12 protein-coding genes and 3 pseudogenes are annotated in these 18,121 nt (G+C 49.5%); 11 read left to right on the top strand and 4 right to left on the bottom strand.

What is annotated here, in order from left to right:
- Positions 1 to 118: 118 nt before the first annotated feature.
- The 4 genes and pseudogenes from T500_RS0104985 to T500_RS17475 all read left to right on the top strand — a co-directional run.
- Positions 119 to 1,390 (top strand): phosphoglycerate kinase, encoded by a 1,272-nt coding sequence (locus T500_RS0104985; RefSeq protein WP_028907197.1) that lies wholly within the window; start codon positions 119 to 121, stop codon positions 1,388 to 1,390.
- 169 nt (positions 1,391 to 1,559) lie between these two features.
- Entirely contained in the window at positions 1,560 to 3,491 is a 1,932-nt protein-coding gene (locus tag T500_RS0104975; RefSeq protein WP_028907196.1) for a glycoside hydrolase family 97 protein, read from the top strand.
- Positions 3,492 to 3,605: 114 nt separating this feature from the next.
- Positions 3,606 to 5,285, top strand: a pseudogene (locus T500_RS17480) (ABC transporter permease subunit); the annotation flags it as partial.
- A gap of 45 nt (positions 5,286 to 5,330) precedes the next feature.
- Positions 5,331 to 6,029 (top strand): annotated as a pseudogene (locus T500_RS17475) (amino acid ABC transporter ATP-binding protein); the annotation flags it as partial.
- Between the two features lie 337 nt (positions 6,030 to 6,366).
- Here T500_RS17475 and T500_RS17135 read toward each other — a convergent pair.
- Positions 6,367 to 6,552 (bottom strand): annotated as a pseudogene (locus T500_RS17135) (SDR family NAD-dependent epimerase/dehydratase); the annotation flags it as partial.
- Between T500_RS17135 and T500_RS16855 the strand changes: the two are divergent.
- On the top strand, positions 6,467 to 6,694 hold the full coding sequence (locus T500_RS16855; protein ID WP_155267446.1) for a glycoside hydrolase family 97 C-terminal domain-containing protein: 228 nt from the start codon (positions 6,467 to 6,469) through the stop codon (positions 6,692 to 6,694). The pseudogene T500_RS17135 and the gene T500_RS16855 overlap by 86 nt on opposite strands.
- A gap of 741 nt (positions 6,695 to 7,435) precedes the next feature.
- Positions 7,436 to 7,669 (top strand): hypothetical protein, encoded by a 234-nt coding sequence (locus T500_RS0104955; RefSeq protein ID WP_028907192.1) that lies wholly within the window; start codon positions 7,436 to 7,438, stop codon positions 7,667 to 7,669.
- A gap of 59 nt (positions 7,670 to 7,728) precedes the next feature.
- Here the strand turns inward: T500_RS0104955 and T500_RS0104950 are convergent, their stop codons facing one another.
- Genes T500_RS0104950 through mutA form a run of 3 tightly spaced genes read right to left on the bottom strand, consistent with a single transcriptional unit; the run spans position 7,729 to position 12,831 of the window.
- Complete coding sequence (locus tag T500_RS0104950) at positions 7,729 to 8,781, bottom strand: NAD(P)/FAD-dependent oxidoreductase (RefSeq protein WP_028907191.1); 1,053 nt, start codon at positions 8,779 to 8,781, stop codon at positions 7,729 to 7,731.
- A gap of 2 nt (positions 8,782 to 8,783) precedes the next feature.
- Positions 8,784 to 10,949 carry a methylmalonyl-CoA mutase gene (gene scpA, locus T500_RS0104945; protein ID WP_028907190.1) on the bottom strand — a complete coding sequence of 722 codons (2,166 nt, stop codon included), beginning with the start codon at positions 10,947 to 10,949 and terminating at the stop codon, positions 8,784 to 8,786.
- Between the two features lie 19 nt (positions 10,950 to 10,968).
- Positions 10,969 to 12,831, bottom strand: coding sequence for a methylmalonyl-CoA mutase small subunit (gene mutA, locus T500_RS0104940; protein WP_028907189.1), 1,863 nt, complete (start codon positions 12,829 to 12,831; stop codon positions 10,969 to 10,971).
- Between the two features lie 229 nt (positions 12,832 to 13,060).
- On the opposite strand from mutA, the gene T500_RS0104935 reads away from it, so the two are divergent.
- The 5 genes from T500_RS0104935 to T500_RS0104915 all read left to right on the top strand — a co-directional run bounded on the left by T500_RS0104935 (position 13,061) and on the right by T500_RS0104915 (position 18,088).
- Positions 13,061 to 14,752 (top strand): putative transporter, encoded by a 1,692-nt coding sequence (locus tag T500_RS0104935; RefSeq protein WP_028907188.1) that lies wholly within the window; start codon positions 13,061 to 13,063, stop codon positions 14,750 to 14,752.
- Positions 14,753 to 14,826: 74 nt separating this feature from the next.
- Positions 14,827 to 15,852, top strand: coding sequence for an OadG family protein (locus tag T500_RS0104930; protein WP_028907187.1), 1,026 nt, complete (start codon positions 14,827 to 14,829; stop codon positions 15,850 to 15,852).
- Between the two features lie 5 nt (positions 15,853 to 15,857).
- Complete coding sequence (locus tag T500_RS0104925; protein ID WP_013063260.1) at positions 15,858 to 16,310, top strand: biotin/lipoyl-containing protein; 453 nt, start codon at positions 15,858 to 15,860, stop codon at positions 16,308 to 16,310.
- A gap of 30 nt (positions 16,311 to 16,340) precedes the next feature.
- On the top strand, positions 16,341 to 17,498 hold the full coding sequence (locus T500_RS0104920) for a sodium ion-translocating decarboxylase subunit beta (protein WP_028907186.1): 1,158 nt from the start codon (positions 16,341 to 16,343) through the stop codon (positions 17,496 to 17,498).
- Positions 17,495 to 18,088, top strand: a complete 594-nt coding sequence (locus T500_RS0104915) for a response regulator transcription factor (protein ID WP_028907185.1) — start codon at positions 17,495 to 17,497, stop codon at positions 18,086 to 18,088. Before T500_RS0104920 ends, T500_RS0104915 begins: the two co-directional genes overlap by 4 nt.
- The last annotated feature ends 33 nt before the right edge of the window (positions 18,089 to 18,121 follow it).

The following is an 18,121-nucleotide window of genomic DNA, read 5'->3' as shown; positions in this document are numbered from 1 at the left end:
AATTATACGCAAAAAAAGTATAAATTCTCAATTATCAATTGGCAATTATCAATTAAAAATTGTATCTTTGCAGTCGCATTTTAAAATGAAGTTTTTCACATTATTAAATATTTAAATTATGACTATCAACGAATTCAACTTTGCCGGTAAGAAGGCAATCGTACGTGTAGACTTCAACGTACCCCTCGATGAGAATGGTAAGATCACAGACGACACCCGTATCCGTGGTGCCCTGCCTACCCTGAAGAAGATTCTGGCTGATGGTGGTGCTACTATCATTATGAGCCACATGGGTAAGCCCAAAGGTAAGGTAGATGCTAAGAAGTCACTCGGTCAGATCCGCGAGGCTGTTGAGAAGGCTCTGGGTGTTCCCGTTGCTTTCGCTCCCGACTGCGCTAAGGCTGCTGATGCTGCTAAGGCTCTGAAGATGGGTGAGGCTCTGCTGCTTGAGAACCTTCGTTTCTATCCTGAGGAAGAGGGTAAGCCAGTAGGTATCGACAAGGCTGATCCTGCATACGACGAGGCTAAGAAGGCAATGAAGGCCAGCCAGAAGGAGTTTGCTAAGACTCTCGCTAGCTACGCTGACTGCTACGTAATGGATGCCTTCGGTACAGCTCACCGCAAGCACGCTTCTACTGCTGTTATCGCTGATTACTTCGACGCTGACAACAAGATGCTGGGTCTGCTGATGGAGAAGGAGGTTCAGGCTGTTGACGCCGTTCTCTCTAACATCAAGCGTCCTTTCGTTGCCATCATGGGTGGTTCTAAGGTATCTTCTAAGATCGGTATCATCGAGAACCTGCTCGGTAAGGTTGATAAGCTCATCCTCTGCGGTGGTATGACATACACATTCGCTAAGGCTCACAACGGTGAGATTGGTGATTCAATCGTTGAGCTCGACAAGCTGGACGTAGCTCTGGGTGTTGAGGAGCTGGCTAAGAAGAATGGTGTAGAGCTCGTTCTGGGTTCTGACTGCACCGCTACTAACGGTCTCGACTTCGGCACTATGAGTGTTAAGGAGGGTGCTCAGATCATCACTTGCCCAGCTAACCAGGTTCCTGCTGGTTTCGAGGGTGTTGACGCTGGTCCTGAGAGCCAGAAGGCATTTGCCGAGGCAATCAAGGGTGCTAAGACCATCCTGTGGAACGGTCCTGCTGGTGTATTCGAGTGCGACGCCTTCACCGCTGGTTCTCGTGCCATCGGCGACGCTATCGCTGAGGCTACCAAGAACGGTGCATTCTCACTGATCGGTGGTGGTGACTCTGTAGCTTGTGTAAACAAGTTCGGTCTTGCTGACCAGGTATCTTACATCTCTACTGGTGGTGGTGCTCTGCTCGAGGCCATCGAGGGTAAGGTTCTCCCTGGCGTAGCTGCTATCAAGGGTGAGTAAAAATCAGATACATTCCGATTTTTAAATACAATCAATGGCCGTTCTGCTTCACAGCAGGCGGCCATTATGCTTTTAACATTCCTTGGTCGGCAATGGTCAAGAAGATTACCAACACAGAGATGACCTGGTATGGCATCATCACTGGCAAAACTATCAAACTAAAAAGACAATGAATAAAAGATTTCTAATTATTACTATCCTTGCGGCTGGGCTGACCAACACCACCTGGGCCGACAAACAAGAGAAACTTGCATCGCCTAACGGCAAAATCGTAGCCAATATCAATATCGGCAAAGAGTTAACTTACAGCGCCTCGTTCAACGGCGAACAGATTCTGAAAGATTGCCCACTTAGCTTGCAAGTTGGCCAAGAATTATTGGGTGTAAACCCAAAGTTAAGCAACACAAAACGAACTAAGATTGATGAGCAGATACGTCCTGTAGTACCATTAAAACAGGCCGTAGTGCCCAACAAGGCCAATGCCTTGACACTCAACTTCAAGGGCTACAGCGTAGAGTTCCGAGCCTACGACAACGGTGTGGCCTATCGCTTTATTATAAATAAGAAAGGTATAGTAGATATCGTGAGCGAAGGTATCAACTACCATCTGCCCACAGCCTTCGAGGCTCACATCTCGAAGACTCGCAACTTCAACACCTCGTACGAACAGCCTTACACGCACATCAGCACAGCTCAGTATAAGGCCGACGACGAGATAACCTATCTGCCAGTACTGCTCGAGAGTCCCAAAGGCACCAAGGTTCTTATCTCCGAGAGCGATGTGCGCGACTATCCCCACACCTTCCTTAAAAGCACAGGCGCCAATGGTTTTACAGCCATTCATCCCAAATCGCCCGAAACGTGGGAGCCACGTGGCGACCGAGGTTGGACCATCACCAAAGAGCGCAACTGCATTGCCCGCACGAACGGACAGCGCACCCTACCCTGGCGTTTTGCCGTTATCGGCAGCGATGCCACGATAGCTGCCAACCAGATGGAACTGGTGCTTGGCGGCAAGTGCGAACTGCAGGATGTGTCGTGGATCAAACCCGGACAGGTTAACTGGGACTGGTGGAACCACTGGACCATCTGGGATGTGGATTTCGAGACAGGCATCAATAACGATACCTACAAGTACATCATCGATACAGCCTCGAAGTTTGGTGTAGAGTATATATTGCTCGACGAAGGCTGGAACAAACGGGTGGAAGATCCCTTTACCTACAGCGACCATATTGATGTGAAGGAGCTGGTAGAGTATGCTGCCCAGAAACATGTAGGTATCATCCTATGGCTGACGTGGCTCACCGTTGAGCAGCATCCCGACCTTATTAAGCATTACGCCGATATGGGCGTGAAGGGACTGAAGATCGACTTTATGGACCACAGCGACCAGTGGATGGTGAACTTCTACGAGCGAACAGCCCGCGAGTGTGCCAAGCATAAGCTGCTGGTTGATTTTCATGGTTCGTTCAAGCCTGCAGGTTTAGAGCAGCGCCTGCCAAACCTTATCTCGTACGAAGGTGTGCGCGGCTTGGAACAAGGCGGAGGTTGCCGACCTGAGAACAGCATCTGGCTGCCGTTTATGCGTAATGCCGTTGGTGCGATGGACTTCACGCCAGGTTCGATGCAGAACGCTCAGCCCGAGGATAATCACGGCACAGGCTCGTTACCGATGGGAGGAGGAACACGTGCCTATCAGATGGCCCTTTACGTGTGCTTTGAGAGCGGTTTGCAGATGCTGGCCGACAGTCCTACCCGCTATCTGCGCGAAGAGGCGTGTACCCGTTTCATAACCTCGGTACCCACCACATGGGACGAAACCCGCATATTGGCAGCCAAAGCAGGCGATTACTACGTAGTAGCCAAGCGCAAAGGTGCAAAATGGTTTATAGGTGCCATCACAGGCAGCAAGCCGCAGGATATCACCATCAGTCTCGACTTTCTGAATCGTCCTGCCATGCTCACCTCCTTCCGCGACGGACGCAATGCCCATCGCATTGCCGTAGATTACAAAAAGGAGACTCAGGAGGTGAATCCTGCCACCACGCTCACCCTCCATCTGGCACGCAACGGCGGCTGGTGCGGCTCGATAGAATAGCACTAACTAACAGTTTTAAGATTACATATCTAAAATTATCTCCGCCAAATTTGTTTTTTTCGGATATTCTTTTTAACTTTGTGCCCAAGAAAAAAACAATCTAATATTAATCCTATGAAAAAGAATATCCTAATAGCCGGTAGCCTATTGCTGACAGGCTGTGCCGACATAACAAACAATGTGGCAGAGAGTTTTAATAACAACCTGATTGCAGAAAACCGCTATCAGATGATTCTGGATGGCCTGCAGGTAACACTCATCATCACCCTTTGCGCCACGATTCTCGGCACACTATTAGGCGGACTGGTGTGTTGGATGCGCATGAACCGCCACAAATGGCTGCGACACATAGCCAGCGCGTATATCGACCTGATGCGAGGCACCCCCGTACTGGTGCTGCTCATGCTGATGTACTATGTACTAATGGCGCCAATAGATGCCACTGGCATCGTGGTAGCCATCGTGACCTTTGCCCTGAACACCGCAGCCTACATCAGCGAGATGCTGCGCACCTCCATCCAAGGCATTGACCGAGGACAGACGGAGGCTGGACTGGCATTGGGCTACACACAACGACAAACATTCATCAGAATCATACTGCCACAGGTAGTCAAGACTGTCATGCCCGTCTATCAGGGCGAGGTAATAAGTCTGCTGAAAGGCACAAGCATCGTGGGCTACATCGCTGTGAACGATATGACACGAGCATCCGACCTGATACGCTCACGCACCTTCGACGCCTTCTTCCCGCTCATCGTCACAGCCATCATCTACTTCCTGATAGCCTGGTTCATCGGCCAACTGCTCACTGCGCTGCTGCAACGACAGCGGGCCAAAGCCACAGCTGCAGCCGTCATGCTGACCCTGTCGGGGCTTGTGGCCTACGTGCCTTCGATACTAACAGATGCGCAGGCAACGACAGCAGACACAACCGACGCACCACCAGCCATCAAGGCACTATCTGGCAAGCGCGTAGGTGTCATCATCGGCAGTATCCAAGATATTGCAGTAAGCACGATGGCGCCCGATGCCGACATACTGCGCATGACCACCACCACCGACATGATGGCTGCCCTGGAGAACGGCAAGGTGGATGTGGCAGGCAGCGAGAGCCTCACACTGATATTCAACAAGGAACTGGCTGACAAGGTTGACTCCGTAGGAGCCGGACTTACACCGATTCCTATTGGCGCATGTTTCAACCAGAAAAATACTGAGCTGCAGCAAGACTTCAACAGTTTCCTGGCAGAAATCCGACGCGACGGCACCTATCAGAAAATATTCGACCGCTGGCAGAAATCCGACAATCCGTCGGCTATGGACATTCCACAGCAGCGCGGCACTGGGCGCACCGTGCGCATAGCCACCTATCCTGCCATGCCTCCCTTCAACTTTATCAACTCCGGCAAACCATCGGGCCTGGAAATCGACCTGCTGACAGAGTGGGCCAACCGCCGCAACTGGCAACTGGAATTCCTGGTAATGGACTTTGCCGCTCAGATACCCGCTGTACAGACAGGCAAGGCCGACATGGCCATGGGTGCCATCAGCATCACCGAAGAGCGACAAAAACAGGTACTCTTCTCCAATGGCTACATCGAGTCGCACATCGTGCTGATCACACGCAAAAATGAAGCATCAATTATCACGAATCCGTCATACTCTTCCAGCACAAAGCACCCCACGAGCCCCTGGCCGTGGATGGTAGCAATACTTGTCATTGCCGGTAGCGGGGGTTGGTTCATCGTTCGCCGCAAGCGCTACAGCCAGCGGCAGCCTACTACCAACGCACTGGAGCAGCCGAAGGATGAGAAGGAGGCCGTCATCAGCATCGCCCACATGAAGAAGAGCTATGGCACGTTTGATGTGCTGCGCGACATCAACCTTGATGTGCATCGGGGCGAAGTGATCTCTGTCATAGGGCCCTCCGGCACAGGTAAGAGCACCTTCCTGCGCTGCCTTAACCTCCTTGAGCAGCCTACTGGCGGGAGCATTCTCATAGGTGGAAAAGACATACTGGAACGCAATGCCGACGTGCCGCTATTACGGCGACGCATGGGTATGGTGTTCCAGTCGTTCAACTTGTTCAATGGCATGTCGGTGCTCGACAATATCTGTCTGGCGCCCATGCAACTGTTAGGAAAAACACGGGAGGAAGCCGAGAAACGCGCTCAGCAACTGCTTGAGATGGTAGGACTGGCCGAGCGTGCCACAGCCATGCCCGAGCAACTTTCCGGCGGACAGAAACAGCGTGTGGCCATAGCCCGCGCACTGGCCATGGAGCCGGAGATATTGCTCTTTGATGAGCCAACCTCAGCCCTCGACCCCACCATGGTGAGCGAGGTGCTGGGCGTAATGACCAAACTGGCACGTGAGGGGATGACGATGATTGTGGTGACACACGAGATGCGATTTGCCCGGCAGGTGAGTAGCCGTGTACTATTCTTTGCCGATGGCGTCATCTATGAGGATGGCACCCCCGACCAACTCTTCGACCATCCGCAGCGCGAACGCACCCGACAGTTCATCCAGCAGATACACGAAATGCACTTCCTCATCGAGACCAAGCAATTCGACTGGTATGCTATGACGGCCCAGATGGAGCAGTTCTGCCTGCATTATAATCTGCAGCGCCAGCAAATCTTTGCGGTGCTACACGTCATCGACGAGACACTGACCATCCTCGGCACTCACCCCAATACACGCCTGACGCTGGCTTATTCTGAACAGGAAGACACGTTACAGTTCATCGTCAATAGTCCTCATGCCGTCGATAGCAGCGTATTCAGCCAAGAAAGTGATGACATAGCTGTGACCATCCTGCGCAACTTCAGCCGCAACATCCATGTAGATGGCAACACCCTCCGCATCACCATCAAATAAGCACTTTTTGGCGGAAATACGCAATGATATGATCCAGTCCCTCGTCGAGCGACACCTTGGGCTCCCATCCTAATTCACGCTTGGCAAGTGTGATGTCGGGACGGCGCATCTTAGGATCGTCGCTTGGCAGCGGACGGAACACGATCTTACTCTTGCCGCCTATCTTCTGGATGACCTTGACACGCACCAGTTTCAGCGACGGCCGCAATGCCCATCGTATTGCCGTAGATTACAAAAAACAGGTGCAGCAAGTAACCCCATCCACCCAACTCAAGCTCCACTTAGTTCGCAACGGTGGCTGGTGCGGCTCGATAGAATAACTGGAAGGTAGGAAGTTAACTACATAACTACATAAAATCGTTCAAAACACCTGTATATATAGGCATTACATGAGCTTTACTAACTACATAAAAACTACATTCTAACTACATAAAACTACATAGCATGAATAGTAGCGTAAAAATTCTCTAGAGAATTTTTGCGCTACTTAGGCAGAGAAAAATAGTTAGTACGGCACTAAGCCGAAAATTCTCTAGAGAATTTCTAATCGACCAATAAGGAAAAAGATAGCGAATAAGTTAAAGAGTTTGTTTTAGTAAGGCAGGGCATTTCTTTTTGTGCATCGAAAAGTTACTTTTTGCATCTCGAAAAGCTACTTTTTGAGCAACGAAAAGCTACTTTTTGAGCAACGAAAAGCTACTTTTAGGGCAACGAAAAGCTACTTTTCGCAGGAATCATGTAGATTTTATGTAGTTTTATGTAGTTAGAATGTAGTTTTTATGTAGGTCGAAAAGTACAAAAATCCCTTTGTGTATGCGGGGTTTAAGCGATTTTATGTAGATATGTAGGTCAATTGACAAAAATAAATTTGCAAATTCAAGCAAAAGAGGATAGAAATACGGCGCACGAAACAGTTTTACTCAAACGTTTACATACGATTTTTGGGGGTGTGGTGATACAATGTTGGCAGAAAGTGTGTATCTTTGCACAAGCTTACAAAAAGCAGAGGCTGAAAAAGCTATACGACAAACTACAGATCGAATATATAATAGTTAAAAATTATGGGTGAAAAATTTGTTATCGGAAACCGACTGAAGGAAGAATGGATAGCGGTTCTGGATACAGACAAGAAGATACTGGAATTTACCAGCAATCTGGTTAAAGCCCAAGAGTATCAATTGGAAGAGGACGCCCAAATGAACCTCGCCGAAATCCAAAAATCAGGTTACTTCAGCGACCTGCAGATCTACATAAAGAATAACAACAGAGCGTACAGAATTGACGAGCGCGGCTGATTTATGATAGAGATGCGAAAAGTTAAAATCCCAGTAAGCACTACTGGGATTTTATTGTTTTATGCCCGAAACGTCTCACGTTTCATCTTAGCATCGAAAAGCCATTTGATAATTCTGGGATAACGTAAAGCCCAGCGAAGCAGCCGCCACCCGATAGGACTGAAAAAGAACTCGTACACCTTTTTCTGATGCTCCATCTTGCGGAACTCCTCCTTATTGGTTTCGCTAAACGAGCGGCCCTCAACAATAGCACGCTTGGCATTTGCCGCAGTTTTAAAGGCATCGTAAAGTCCCTCGCCCGTAAGCTTATTGGCAAATCCGCCGGCATCGCCAATCAATATCACATTATCGGCTGTATGGGGCACGGTATCAAGCTGGATATAGGCACCACAGATACGACCTACGGGCACACCAAACTTGGTAAGCGCCTGTTTGAAACCTGCCTTGTGACTGGGCATGTCGTCGTTGGTCTCAACCGAGGCATAGCCATACATGTCGCGCCCTACACTCGAGAACTTATAGAACACGCCTGGACGATAATTGGCCGAAAAGTGTACAAACACATCGTCGCTCTCCTTACCCTCATCGAACTGCTCAAGGAACATGGCACGCAGCTTGGAATCGCCATGAATCTGCTGACGAATCTGACTGTTTGAACCATCGGCTGCCACCAGATAACGACACGAAATCTGCTCGCCCGACTTAAGGGTAACAAGCACCTGTCCGTCGGCCTGCTGATCAAAGCGGGCAAACGAACCCTTCATCAGCTCGCCACCATGGTTGAGGTAATACTGCAACAATGAATAATCGAAATCCTTACGCCTGGTCATGCGGATGGGATATTCGGCCTGAAACTCGCAAACGGCATCGTTCTCGAACTGACAACGCATGCGGGTGATGGGGCGATAGTTATACTGTATGCCAGGCAGCAGCATATCCAACAGTCGCCAAGCCTTAACCGTAAGTCCACCACCGCAAACTTTATCACGGGGGAACGTGGCCTGATCAACTATCAAACATTCAACACCGGCCTGCTTTAACAGACTACCACAAACGGAGCCGGCAGGACCGGCTCCGATTATCAATACATCAATATGTCTTTTATTCTCCATAATTACTCTTTGTCCATCAGAATCTTCATCATCTGGATGGCCGAATACGGAATCGGGGTACCAGGACCGAAGATACAGGCCACACCTGCCTTGTAGAGGAAGTCGTAATCCTGAGCAGGAATAACACCTCCGGCAGTTACCATGATGTCCTCGCGGCCCAGCTTCTTCAGCTCCTCGATGAGCTGAGGAATGAGCGTCTTGTGACCAGCAGCGAGCGACGAGGCACCTACAATGTGCACATCGTTCTCAACAGCCATACGGGCAGCCTCCTCAGGAGTCTGGAACAGTGGTCCCATATCCACGTCGAAGCCACAGTCGGCATAACCTGTTGCCACTACCTTAGCACCACGGTCGTGACCGTCCTGACCCATCTTGGCAACGAAGATACGTGGACGGCGACCTTCCTTCTGAGCAAACTCGTCGGTAAGCTTCTTAGCCTCCTCGAATTCCTTATCATTCTTAGATTCTGAACTATACACGCCTGAAATTGTTCTGATTACTGCTTTATAACGGCCCACGATCTCTTCGCAGGCATCTGAAATCTCACCCAGAGTACAACGCAGCTGAGCAGCCTTTACAGCCAGGTCGAGCAGGTTGTTCTCGCTCTTGCGCCCTTCCTTAAAGTCGCGTACACACTCGGTGATAGCCTTGAGTGCAGCCTGACAAGCGGCCTCGTCGCGGGTAGAGCGAACCTCCTTCAAACTCTCCTCCTGCTGCTTGCGTACAGCAGTGTTATCAACCTCGAGGATATCGATAGGATCCTCGTGCTCCAAACGGTACTTGTTGGTACCAACGATGGTTTGCACGCCACTATCGATACGAGCCTGAGTACGAGCTGCAGCCTCCTCGATACGCATCTTAGGCAGACCTGTCTCGATGGCCTTGGCCATACCACCCAGTTTCTCAATCTCCTGGATATGCTCCCAAGCCTTGTGAACCAGCTCGTTGGTCAGCGTCTCAACATAGTAAGAGCCAGCCCATGGGTCGATCTGCTTGCACACCTTAGTCTCGTTCTGGATATAGATCTGGGTGTTACGAGCGATACGAGCCGAGAAGTCGGTAGGCAGAGCGATAGCCTCATCAAGCGCATTGGTATGCAGCGACTGAGTATGCCCCAGCACAGCAGCCATAGCCTCGATACAGGTACGACCTACGTTATTGAATGGGTCCTGCTCGGTGAGCGACCAACCTGATGTCTGTGAGTGGGTACGCAGGGCCAGCGACTTTGGATTCTTGGCACCGAAGCTCTTCACTATCTTAGCCCACAACAGTCGGCCAGCACGCATCTTGGCAATCTCCATAAAGTGGTTCATACCGATAGCCCAGAAGAAGCTGAGACGAGGTGCAAAAGCATCCACATCGATACCGGCATTCACACCTGTACGCAGGTAGTCCATACCATCGGCCAAGGTGTAAGCCAGCTCGATATCAGCTGTAGCACCAGCCTCCTGCATGTGATAACCAGAGATAGAGATGCTGTTGAACTTAGGCATCTTCTGCGAGGTATACTCGAAGATATCAGCAATAATCTTCATTGAGAATGCAGGGGGATAGATATAGGTGTTACGCACCATGAACTCCTTCAGGATATCGTTCTGGATGGTTCCAGCCATTTCTTCTAATTGAGCGCCCTGCTCCAGACCTGCTACGATGTAGAATGCCAGGATAGGCAGCACGGCACCGTTCATGGTCATAGAAACCGACATCTTATTCAAGGGGATACCGCTGAAGAGTACCTTCATGTTCTCCTCGTTACAGATTGATACACCAGCCTTACCCACATCGCCCACTACACGAGCGTTATCGGGGTCGTAACCACGGTGTGTAGGCAGGTCGAAAGCTACAGAAAGACCTTTCTGACCCGAAGCCAGGTTACGGCGATAGAAGGCATTCGACTCTTCGGCAGTAGAGAATCCGGCATACTGACGGATAGTCCAAGGCTTGAAGGGGTACATCATCGAATACGGACCACGCAGATAGGGAGGGATACCAGCTGTAAAGTCGAGGTGCTCCATACCCTCAAGGTCTTCCTTAGTATAAACAGGACGAACCTCGATGTGCTCTGGGGTCTTCCAGTTGGCCTCAATACCATTATCTTTAATCCACTTGGCACCATCCTGAGCCTTGATGCCTGCATAGATATCAATATCTTTAAACTGTTTACGCATAATTCAAGTCTCCTATTCTTTAAATACCAAGTTTCTGATTATATTCTTTCAAAGTCTCGAGCACGTTGCACTTTACATGTACAAAGTTCTCGATGCCAGCGGCCTTCAGGTCTTCCATGCAAGCAGGCGCACCAGCAACTACGAACATGGCGCGACCATCGAGGTACTTAAAGGCAGGGATAGCATACTCGGCATACTCATCGTCGCTCGAGCAGATAACCACGATATCGGCCTTAGCCTCCAAAGCGGCATCAACACCCTCTTCAACGGTCTTGAATCCAAGGTTATCAATCACCTTATAGCCAGCACAAGCCAGGAAGTTGCACGAGAACTGTGCACGAGCCTGACGCATGGCCAGATTACCGATGGTAAGCATAAAGGCTGTAGGCACCTTAGTTTCCTCGGTATGTATGCGGAGATTCTCGAAGTCGGCAGCCAAACGGGTGCTTTCGATACCCTTAAAGGCTACAGTCTCCTCGCCATGATGGTGCACGCCGCCACAACCGCAATGGTGCTTGTAAGCACGCTTGTTCTCGCTCTTCTCGGTGAAGTTCGGGAACTGGTTGGTACCCAGCAGGAACTCTTTACGCTTGGCAGCATCGCCATGACGCTTAACATTGGTGGCGTTGATATCGTCCTGAATGGTTCCAGCCTTGATGGCTGCGAGGAATCCACCCTCGTCTTCAACCTTCAGGAATATCTTCCAAGCCTCGGTAGCCAATGCATCAGTCAGATGCTCAATATAATACGAACCAGCTGATGGATCTACGATACGGTCGAAGTGACTCTCCTCCTTAATCAGCAGCTGCTGGTTGCGGGCGATACGCTCAGAGAAGTCGGTTGCCTCCTCGTAAGGTGCATCGAATGGTGTTACCATCATCGAGTGAACACTACCCAGGGCAGCACTCATAGCCTCGGTCTGCGAACGCAGCAGGTTTACATAGCTGTCGAACAGCGTCTGGTTATAAGTAGAGGTGGTGGCGTTGATAATCATCTTGCAAGCACAGTCGCACTTAGGCTCGTACTGCTTTACAATCTGAGCCCACAGCAAACGGGCGGCACGGAACTTGGCAATCTCCATGAAATAGTTCTCGCTGACACCCATATTAAACTTGATGCTCTTAGCTGCCAGATCCACATCCACACCAGCATCGGTCAACTGCTGCAGATACTCGTTACCCCAAGCCAAAGCATAACCCAGCTCCTGAACGATGTAGGCACCTGCATTGTTAAGTGCATCGCTATGAACGGTAATGCTGCGGAAGTTGGGATACTCCTTGAGCGACTCGGCCAGTTTAGGACCAAAGGCGAGCACAGGTGTTACATCCTTACCCGTCATCACAATCTTCTTCATGGGGTCCCATTCTATCGAGCCTACTATCTTTTCCTTGTCGTAACCCTTCTTGGTCCAATAAGTCTTCAGGATTTCAGCCAGTTCGAGCGAATGACGCTGACAGGTAGAGAAGTTAACCTCTACGCACTCGCAGTAAATGCCATCGAGCAATGTCTCGATAGTATCCAGCGAAACCAGCTTTCCAGGAATATGGAAACCTAATGAGTCGATACCCTTGTTCAGGATGTCGAGTGCCTTGGCGTTAGCGGCCTTAGGGTCGGCAGCCTCGATATTCTGGCGCACATACCACTCGTTCGAATCCTTTTTATTGCCACGTACAAATGGAAACTCGCCAGGCAGTGCATCGGGTGTTTTCAGGTTAGCCAGATCCTCACGGCGATAGAAGGGTTGTACGTTAAAACCTTCGTTTGTTCTCCATACCAAGCGTTTCTGGAAATCAGCACCTTTCAGGTCTACCTCGATCTTGTCGAGCCATTCCTGTTTGGTAGGGGCTGTGAACTCGGTAAAGAGTTTCTCTTTGTTTGCCATAGATTTGATACGTTTAATTATTATATAAGTAATGTTTTAAGTTTATTCTTAACAGTGGACAAAGATACAACATTTTTGCTCAAAACGGCATTTTGAAGTGTGAAAGAAATAAAAAAACACTATTTATACGAAAATTGATGCACAAAAATGATAAAGATGAGCATTTTTTAACTACCTTTGCAGTCGAATTTGAGATATTTTAAAGAATAGGTATTATTTAGAATTATTTATGGAATCATTTCAGTGGTTAAGTGACCTTTTTACGACGACAGACTCGGTAGCGCACATCACGCTACTCTACGCTATTGTGATAGCGATTGGTGTTTATTTAGGAAAAATTAAGTTTTTTGGTGTTTCACTGGGCGTAACCTTTGTGCTTTTTGCAGGTATTCTGGCCGGACACATCAGCTTTACTGCTCCAACTCCCATTCTTACATTCGTACAGGACTTCGGACTGATACTCTTTGTATTCATGATCGGTCTGCAGGTAGGTCCTGGATTCTTCGAAAGCTTTGGTACACAGGGTATTAAGCTTAACGCAATGGCTGCTACAGCTATCCTGCTTAACATCCTGGTAATGTTTGGCTGCTACTACATCTTCTTCGACACTAACAATACCAACAACCTGCCTATGATGGTTGGTACACTGTATGGTGCCGTAACTAACACCCCTGGACTTGGTGCTGCCAACGAGGCTCTCTCGACCGTATTCGGCGGCAACGCTCCACAGATTGCATCGGCCTATGCCTGTGCTTACCCACTTGGTGTGCTGGGTATTATCGGTGCTATTATATTAGTAAGGTATATCTGCAAGGTTAAGCTTGACAACGAAGAGAAGGACCTTGAGGCGCTGGACGAGACCAACGCTAACAAGAAGCCTTACAAGATGCACCTTGAGGTAACAAACAAATACTTGGAGGGAAAGACTCTGCTGCAGGTCCACGACTTCCTGAACCGCGACTTCGTAGTATCACGTCTGGTACACGAGGGCGAGCTGTTTATCCCTAACCGCGATACCATCTTCCACCTGGGCGACCAGATGCTGATTGTTTGTGCCGAGGCCGACCAGGAGGCTATCACCGCCTTTATCGGTCCTAAGCTCGACATCGACTTTGAGCAGCAGGATCAGCCTATGGTTTCAAAGCGTATCGTTATTACCAATCCTAAGGTTAACGGTAAGACACTGGCATCGCTGCACTTCTCGAGTGTACATGGTGTTAACGTAACCCGTGTAACCCGTCATGGTATGGACATCTTCGCATCTCCCACCCTGCCCCTGCAGGTAGGCGACCGCATCATGGTTGTTGGTCCTGAGGACGCTGTTGACAACGTAGCTGGCAAGATGGGTAACTCAATCCGTCGTTTGGATGCACCAAACATCGCCACTATCTTCGTGGGTATCTTTATCGGACTCATCTTCGGTATGTTCCCTGTAGCTATTCCTGGCATGCCCGTACCTGTTAAGTTAGGTTTGGCTGGTGGTCCACTTATCATCGCTATTCTGATTGGCCGTTATGGCTATAAGATACATCTGGTAACCTATACCACCACATCGGCTAACATGATGTTACGTGAGATTGGTTTGGTGCTCTTCCTGGCATCGGTAGGTATCAAGGCTGGAGCTGGGTTCTTTGAGACTGTGGTTCAGGGCGACGGACTGCTCTATGTGCTCACAGGTTTCCTCATCACCATCATCCCCATCCTGATTGTAGGCCCACTGGCACGTTGGAAGTTTGGCTTCAACTACTTCACGTTGGCTGGTATGATTGCTGGTACCTATACCGATCCCCCCGCACTGGCATATGCCAACAGCATCTGCTCTAAGGAAGCTCCTGCTCTGGGCTACTCAACGGTTTATCCGCTGGCTATGTTCCTCCGCATCTTCACAGCGCAGATTGTGGTATTGTTCTTCTGCGGCTGATCGCCGCAGTTAGGAACTAGAAAGACTAGATAATCTAGAAATTCTAGAAATAAATATAATAATACACCAACAAAATGAAGAAAACCAAAATCCTGCTCAGCGGCCTATTGTTGGCCAGCGCCACGGCGATGATGGCTCAAGGAGCCAAAAACATTCGCATTAACGAGGTGCTGACCAACAATACCGCCAGCATTCAGGATGATTACGGACAAAACCACGCATGGATAGAGTTGGAGAACACCTCGTTCACTACCTATAACGTGCGTGGTATGTATTTTACTACTGATCGTTCCGTACTCGATCCAAAGATGAGTGTGCCTGAACGCATCAAGCGCATGAGTGTTATCCCCAGTGGCGATCCTCGTACGCAGATAGGCGGGCATCAGCACCTGATCTTCTACTGTAACTCTAACCCTGCACAGAGTAAGTTGCACCTCTCGCTCAACGTTCCCTTGTCGGAGCCCCTTTGGTTGGGATTCTACAACGGAAATGCCACCGAACTTATCGACTCAGTAACCATCCCTGCTTTGGCTGCCGATCAGAGCTATGCTCGACAGAACGCCAAATCGTGGGCTGTTAAATCAGCTGAGAACGTAACACCTGGCATTGAGAACTTTATCAAGACCGATGAGACCAAGGACGCTTATCTGAAGCGCGAAGACCCACACGGATTCGGCATTACACTGCTGGCCATGGGTATCGTGTTCTTCTGTCTGGCAGTACTCTTCGTATTCTTCTGGGTATTCGGAATCATTATGCGTAATATCGAGATGGCCAAGAAGGTGGCAAACACCCAGCCCATCAAACCTATTACCAAAACTGTTGAGGTTACCCACGACCTGGCACATGCCACAGGTAATATTCTGCAGGATGGTTTGAAGACCAAGGGTATAGACAAGGAGGTTTACATAGCCGTTATATCTATGGCCCTGAAACAGTATCAGGATGATGTTCACGATGTTGAGAGTGGTATCATTACCATCAAGGCACGTGAAACAGGATGGACCGACGAAGGCAGTCAGATGACTCACTTCTCAAAGCCTGTTATCCCAACACAACATCATGCACCCAAAATTCCAACAACCCCAGAAATCCGTTGAACAATATGAATAAGTATCAGTATAAAGTACAAGGCGTTGATTACGACGTAGAGATAGAAGAAGTGGAGGGCAACGTTGCCAAAGTAGTAGTAAATGGCGTACGTTTTGACGTTGAGCTGAAGCAGCCCATCAACCCCACAAGTACACTCAAGAAGGTTCGCGTAGAAGCACCTAAAACAGTGGCTCGTCCTTCGGTAGCCCCTGCAGCTGCACCCGCAGCCGAAAAGCCTGCAGCCGCTGGCTCAGGTCAGGCCATTAAGGCACCTCTGCCTGGCACCATCATCGATGTGAAGGTGAACGTAGGCGACACTGTTAAGCAGGGCGACGTAGTGCTGGTGCTCGAAGCTATGAAGATGCAGAACAACATCGAGAGCGAGTACTCAGGCACCGTAACCTCTATCACCGTAAAAGCCGGTGAGAGCGTGATGGAAGGTTCTGTGCTCCTGACCATTGGATAGTTGACAATTGATAACTGAAAGTTGACAATTATGGATTTAGGACAGTTTATCATACAAAACTTTCATGAGTTCCTTACCTACACGGCCTTTGCCAATGCTACGGTAGGAAACCTGATCATGATTGCTGTGGGAGCCTTCTTTATCTGGCTTGCCATCAAAAAAGACTTTGAGCCACTGCTGCTCGTCCCCATCGGACTGGGCATCATTCTTGGCAATATCCCCTTTCGCGCTGATGCAGGACTTGAGATAGGACTTTACGAGGATAACTCTGTGCTTAACATCTTTTACCAAGGTGTGCGCCAGGGCTGGTATCCACCACTTATCTTCCTGGGCATTGGTGCCATGACCGACTTTACAGCCCTGTTGGCTAACCCCAAGTTAATGCTGATTGGTGCTGCTGCACAGTTTGGTATTTTTGGCGCCTATATGGTGGCCCTGGCTATGGGATTCGAGCCCTCGCAGGCTGCTGGTATCGCCATCATCGGTGGTGCCGATGGTCCTACCGCCATCTTCCTCAGCTCTAAACTGTCGCCAAACCTGATGGGAGCCATCGCCGTTTGTGCCTATAGCTACATGGCATTGGTACCTGTTATCCAGCCATTCATCATGCGCCTGCTTACCACCGATAAGGAGCGCGTTATCAAGATGAAACCAGGTCGCGAGGTATCACAGACAGAGCGCATTCTGTTCCCCATCATCGGTCTGCTGCTCACTACCTTTATCGTACCATCGGGCCTGCCCTTGCTGGGTATGCTGTTCTTTGGTAACCTGCTGAAGGAGAGTGGCAAGACCACCCGTTTGGCAAAGACTGCTGGTGCCGCACTCAACGATATCGTTGTAATGCTGTTAGGTTTAACCGTTGGTTGCTCAACACAGGCCAGCGAGTTCCTCACCTTCAACACCATCAAGATTTTTGCCCTTGGTGCTATGGCCTTTATGATTGCCACCGCATCGGGTGTTTGCTTTGTTAAGCTGATGAACATGTTCCTGCCCGAAGGCAAGAAACTGAACCCGCTGATTGGTAACGCAGGCGTAAGTGCCGTACCAATGGCAGCACGTATATCTAACAACCTCGGTCTGGAGTACGACCGTCACAACTTCCTGCTCATGCATGCCATGGGTCCTAACGTAGCTGGTGTGATTGGTTCGGCTGTAGCCGCTGGTGCATTATTAGGATTCTTATCATGAACAATAGACCCAAGATAGCTATCATCGACCCCAATACCCTCTCGGCGTTGGGGTTGAAGGCTATCCTTCAGAACGTCATGCCCATCATGACGGTTGACACATTCGGATCGTTATCAGAGCTTGAAGCCAACGAACCCGAGAGTTATTTCCACTACTTCACAGCCATGTCGGTAGTAGTGGAGAACATGGCATTCTTTACAGAGCATAAGCGCAAAACTATCGTGCTCACGCTGTCGCTCGACACCATGTCGCAGCTGTCAGATTTTAAATGTCTGTGTGTAAACGTGCCCGAACCCGAGTTGGTACGCTCGTTACTGATGCTGGAGCAGCACGCTCATGGCAAAGGCGAGCATCTGCCACCTATGCCAGCTATCTTGAGTCAGAAGATCCTGTCGGATCGCGAAATCGAAGTGATGTCGCTGATTGTACAGGGATATATCAATAAGGAAATTGCCGACAAGCTGAATATCGGCTTGGCAACGGTGATTACCCATCGCAAAAACATCATGGACAAACTGGGCATGAAGAGTGTTTCGGCGCTTACTATCTATGCCGTGATGCATGGCTATGTTGACATCAACAAAATTTAGCGCAAAGGTTTTCGTGGTTTTTTAGGAATTTAG

The organism is Xylanibacter ruminicola Ga6B6, from assembly GCF_000687715.1.
Classification (GTDB): Bacteria; Bacteroidota; Bacteroidia; order Bacteroidales; family Bacteroidaceae; genus Prevotella; species Prevotella ruminicola_B.
The sequence above is the reverse complement of the archived record's forward strand: the minus strand, read 5'-3'. Positions and strand labels throughout refer to the sequence as shown.

Bases quoted from the DNA above. Each gene is read 5' to 3' on its own strand.
- T500_RS0104935 (WP_028907188.1), top strand. From the start codon at position 13,061: ATGGAATCATTTCAGTGGTTAAGTGACCTTTTTACGACGACAGACTCG.
- T500_RS0104985 (WP_028907197.1), top strand. From the start codon at position 119: ATGACTATCAACGAATTCAACTTTGCCGGTAAGAAGGCAATCGTACGT.
- T500_RS0104930 (WP_028907187.1), top strand. From the start codon at position 14,827: ATGAAGAAAACCAAAATCCTGCTCAGCGGCCTATTGTTGGCCAGCGCC.
- T500_RS0104955 (WP_028907192.1), top strand. From the start codon at position 7,436: ATGGGTGAAAAATTTGTTATCGGAAACCGACTGAAGGAAGAATGGATA.
- T500_RS0104920 (WP_028907186.1), top strand. From the start codon at position 16,341: ATGGATTTAGGACAGTTTATCATACAAAACTTTCATGAGTTCCTTACC.
- T500_RS16855 (WP_155267446.1), top strand. From the start codon at position 6,467: ATGTCGGGACGGCGCATCTTAGGATCGTCGCTTGGCAGCGGACGGAAC.
- scpA (WP_028907190.1), bottom strand. From the start codon at position 10,949: ATGCGTAAACAGTTTAAAGATATTGATATCTATGCAGGCATCAAGGCT.
- T500_RS0104950 (WP_028907191.1), bottom strand. From the start codon at position 8,781: ATGGAGAATAAAAGACATATTGATGTATTGATAATCGGAGCCGGTCCT.
- T500_RS0104915 (WP_028907185.1), top strand. From the start codon at position 17,495: ATGAACAATAGACCCAAGATAGCTATCATCGACCCCAATACCCTCTCG.
- mutA (WP_028907189.1), bottom strand. From the start codon at position 12,831: ATGGCAAACAAAGAGAAACTCTTTACCGAGTTCACAGCCCCTACCAAA.
- T500_RS0104975 (WP_028907196.1), top strand. From the start codon at position 1,560: ATGAATAAAAGATTTCTAATTATTACTATCCTTGCGGCTGGGCTGACC.
- T500_RS0104925 (WP_013063260.1), top strand. From the start codon at position 15,858: ATGAATAAGTATCAGTATAAAGTACAAGGCGTTGATTACGACGTAGAG.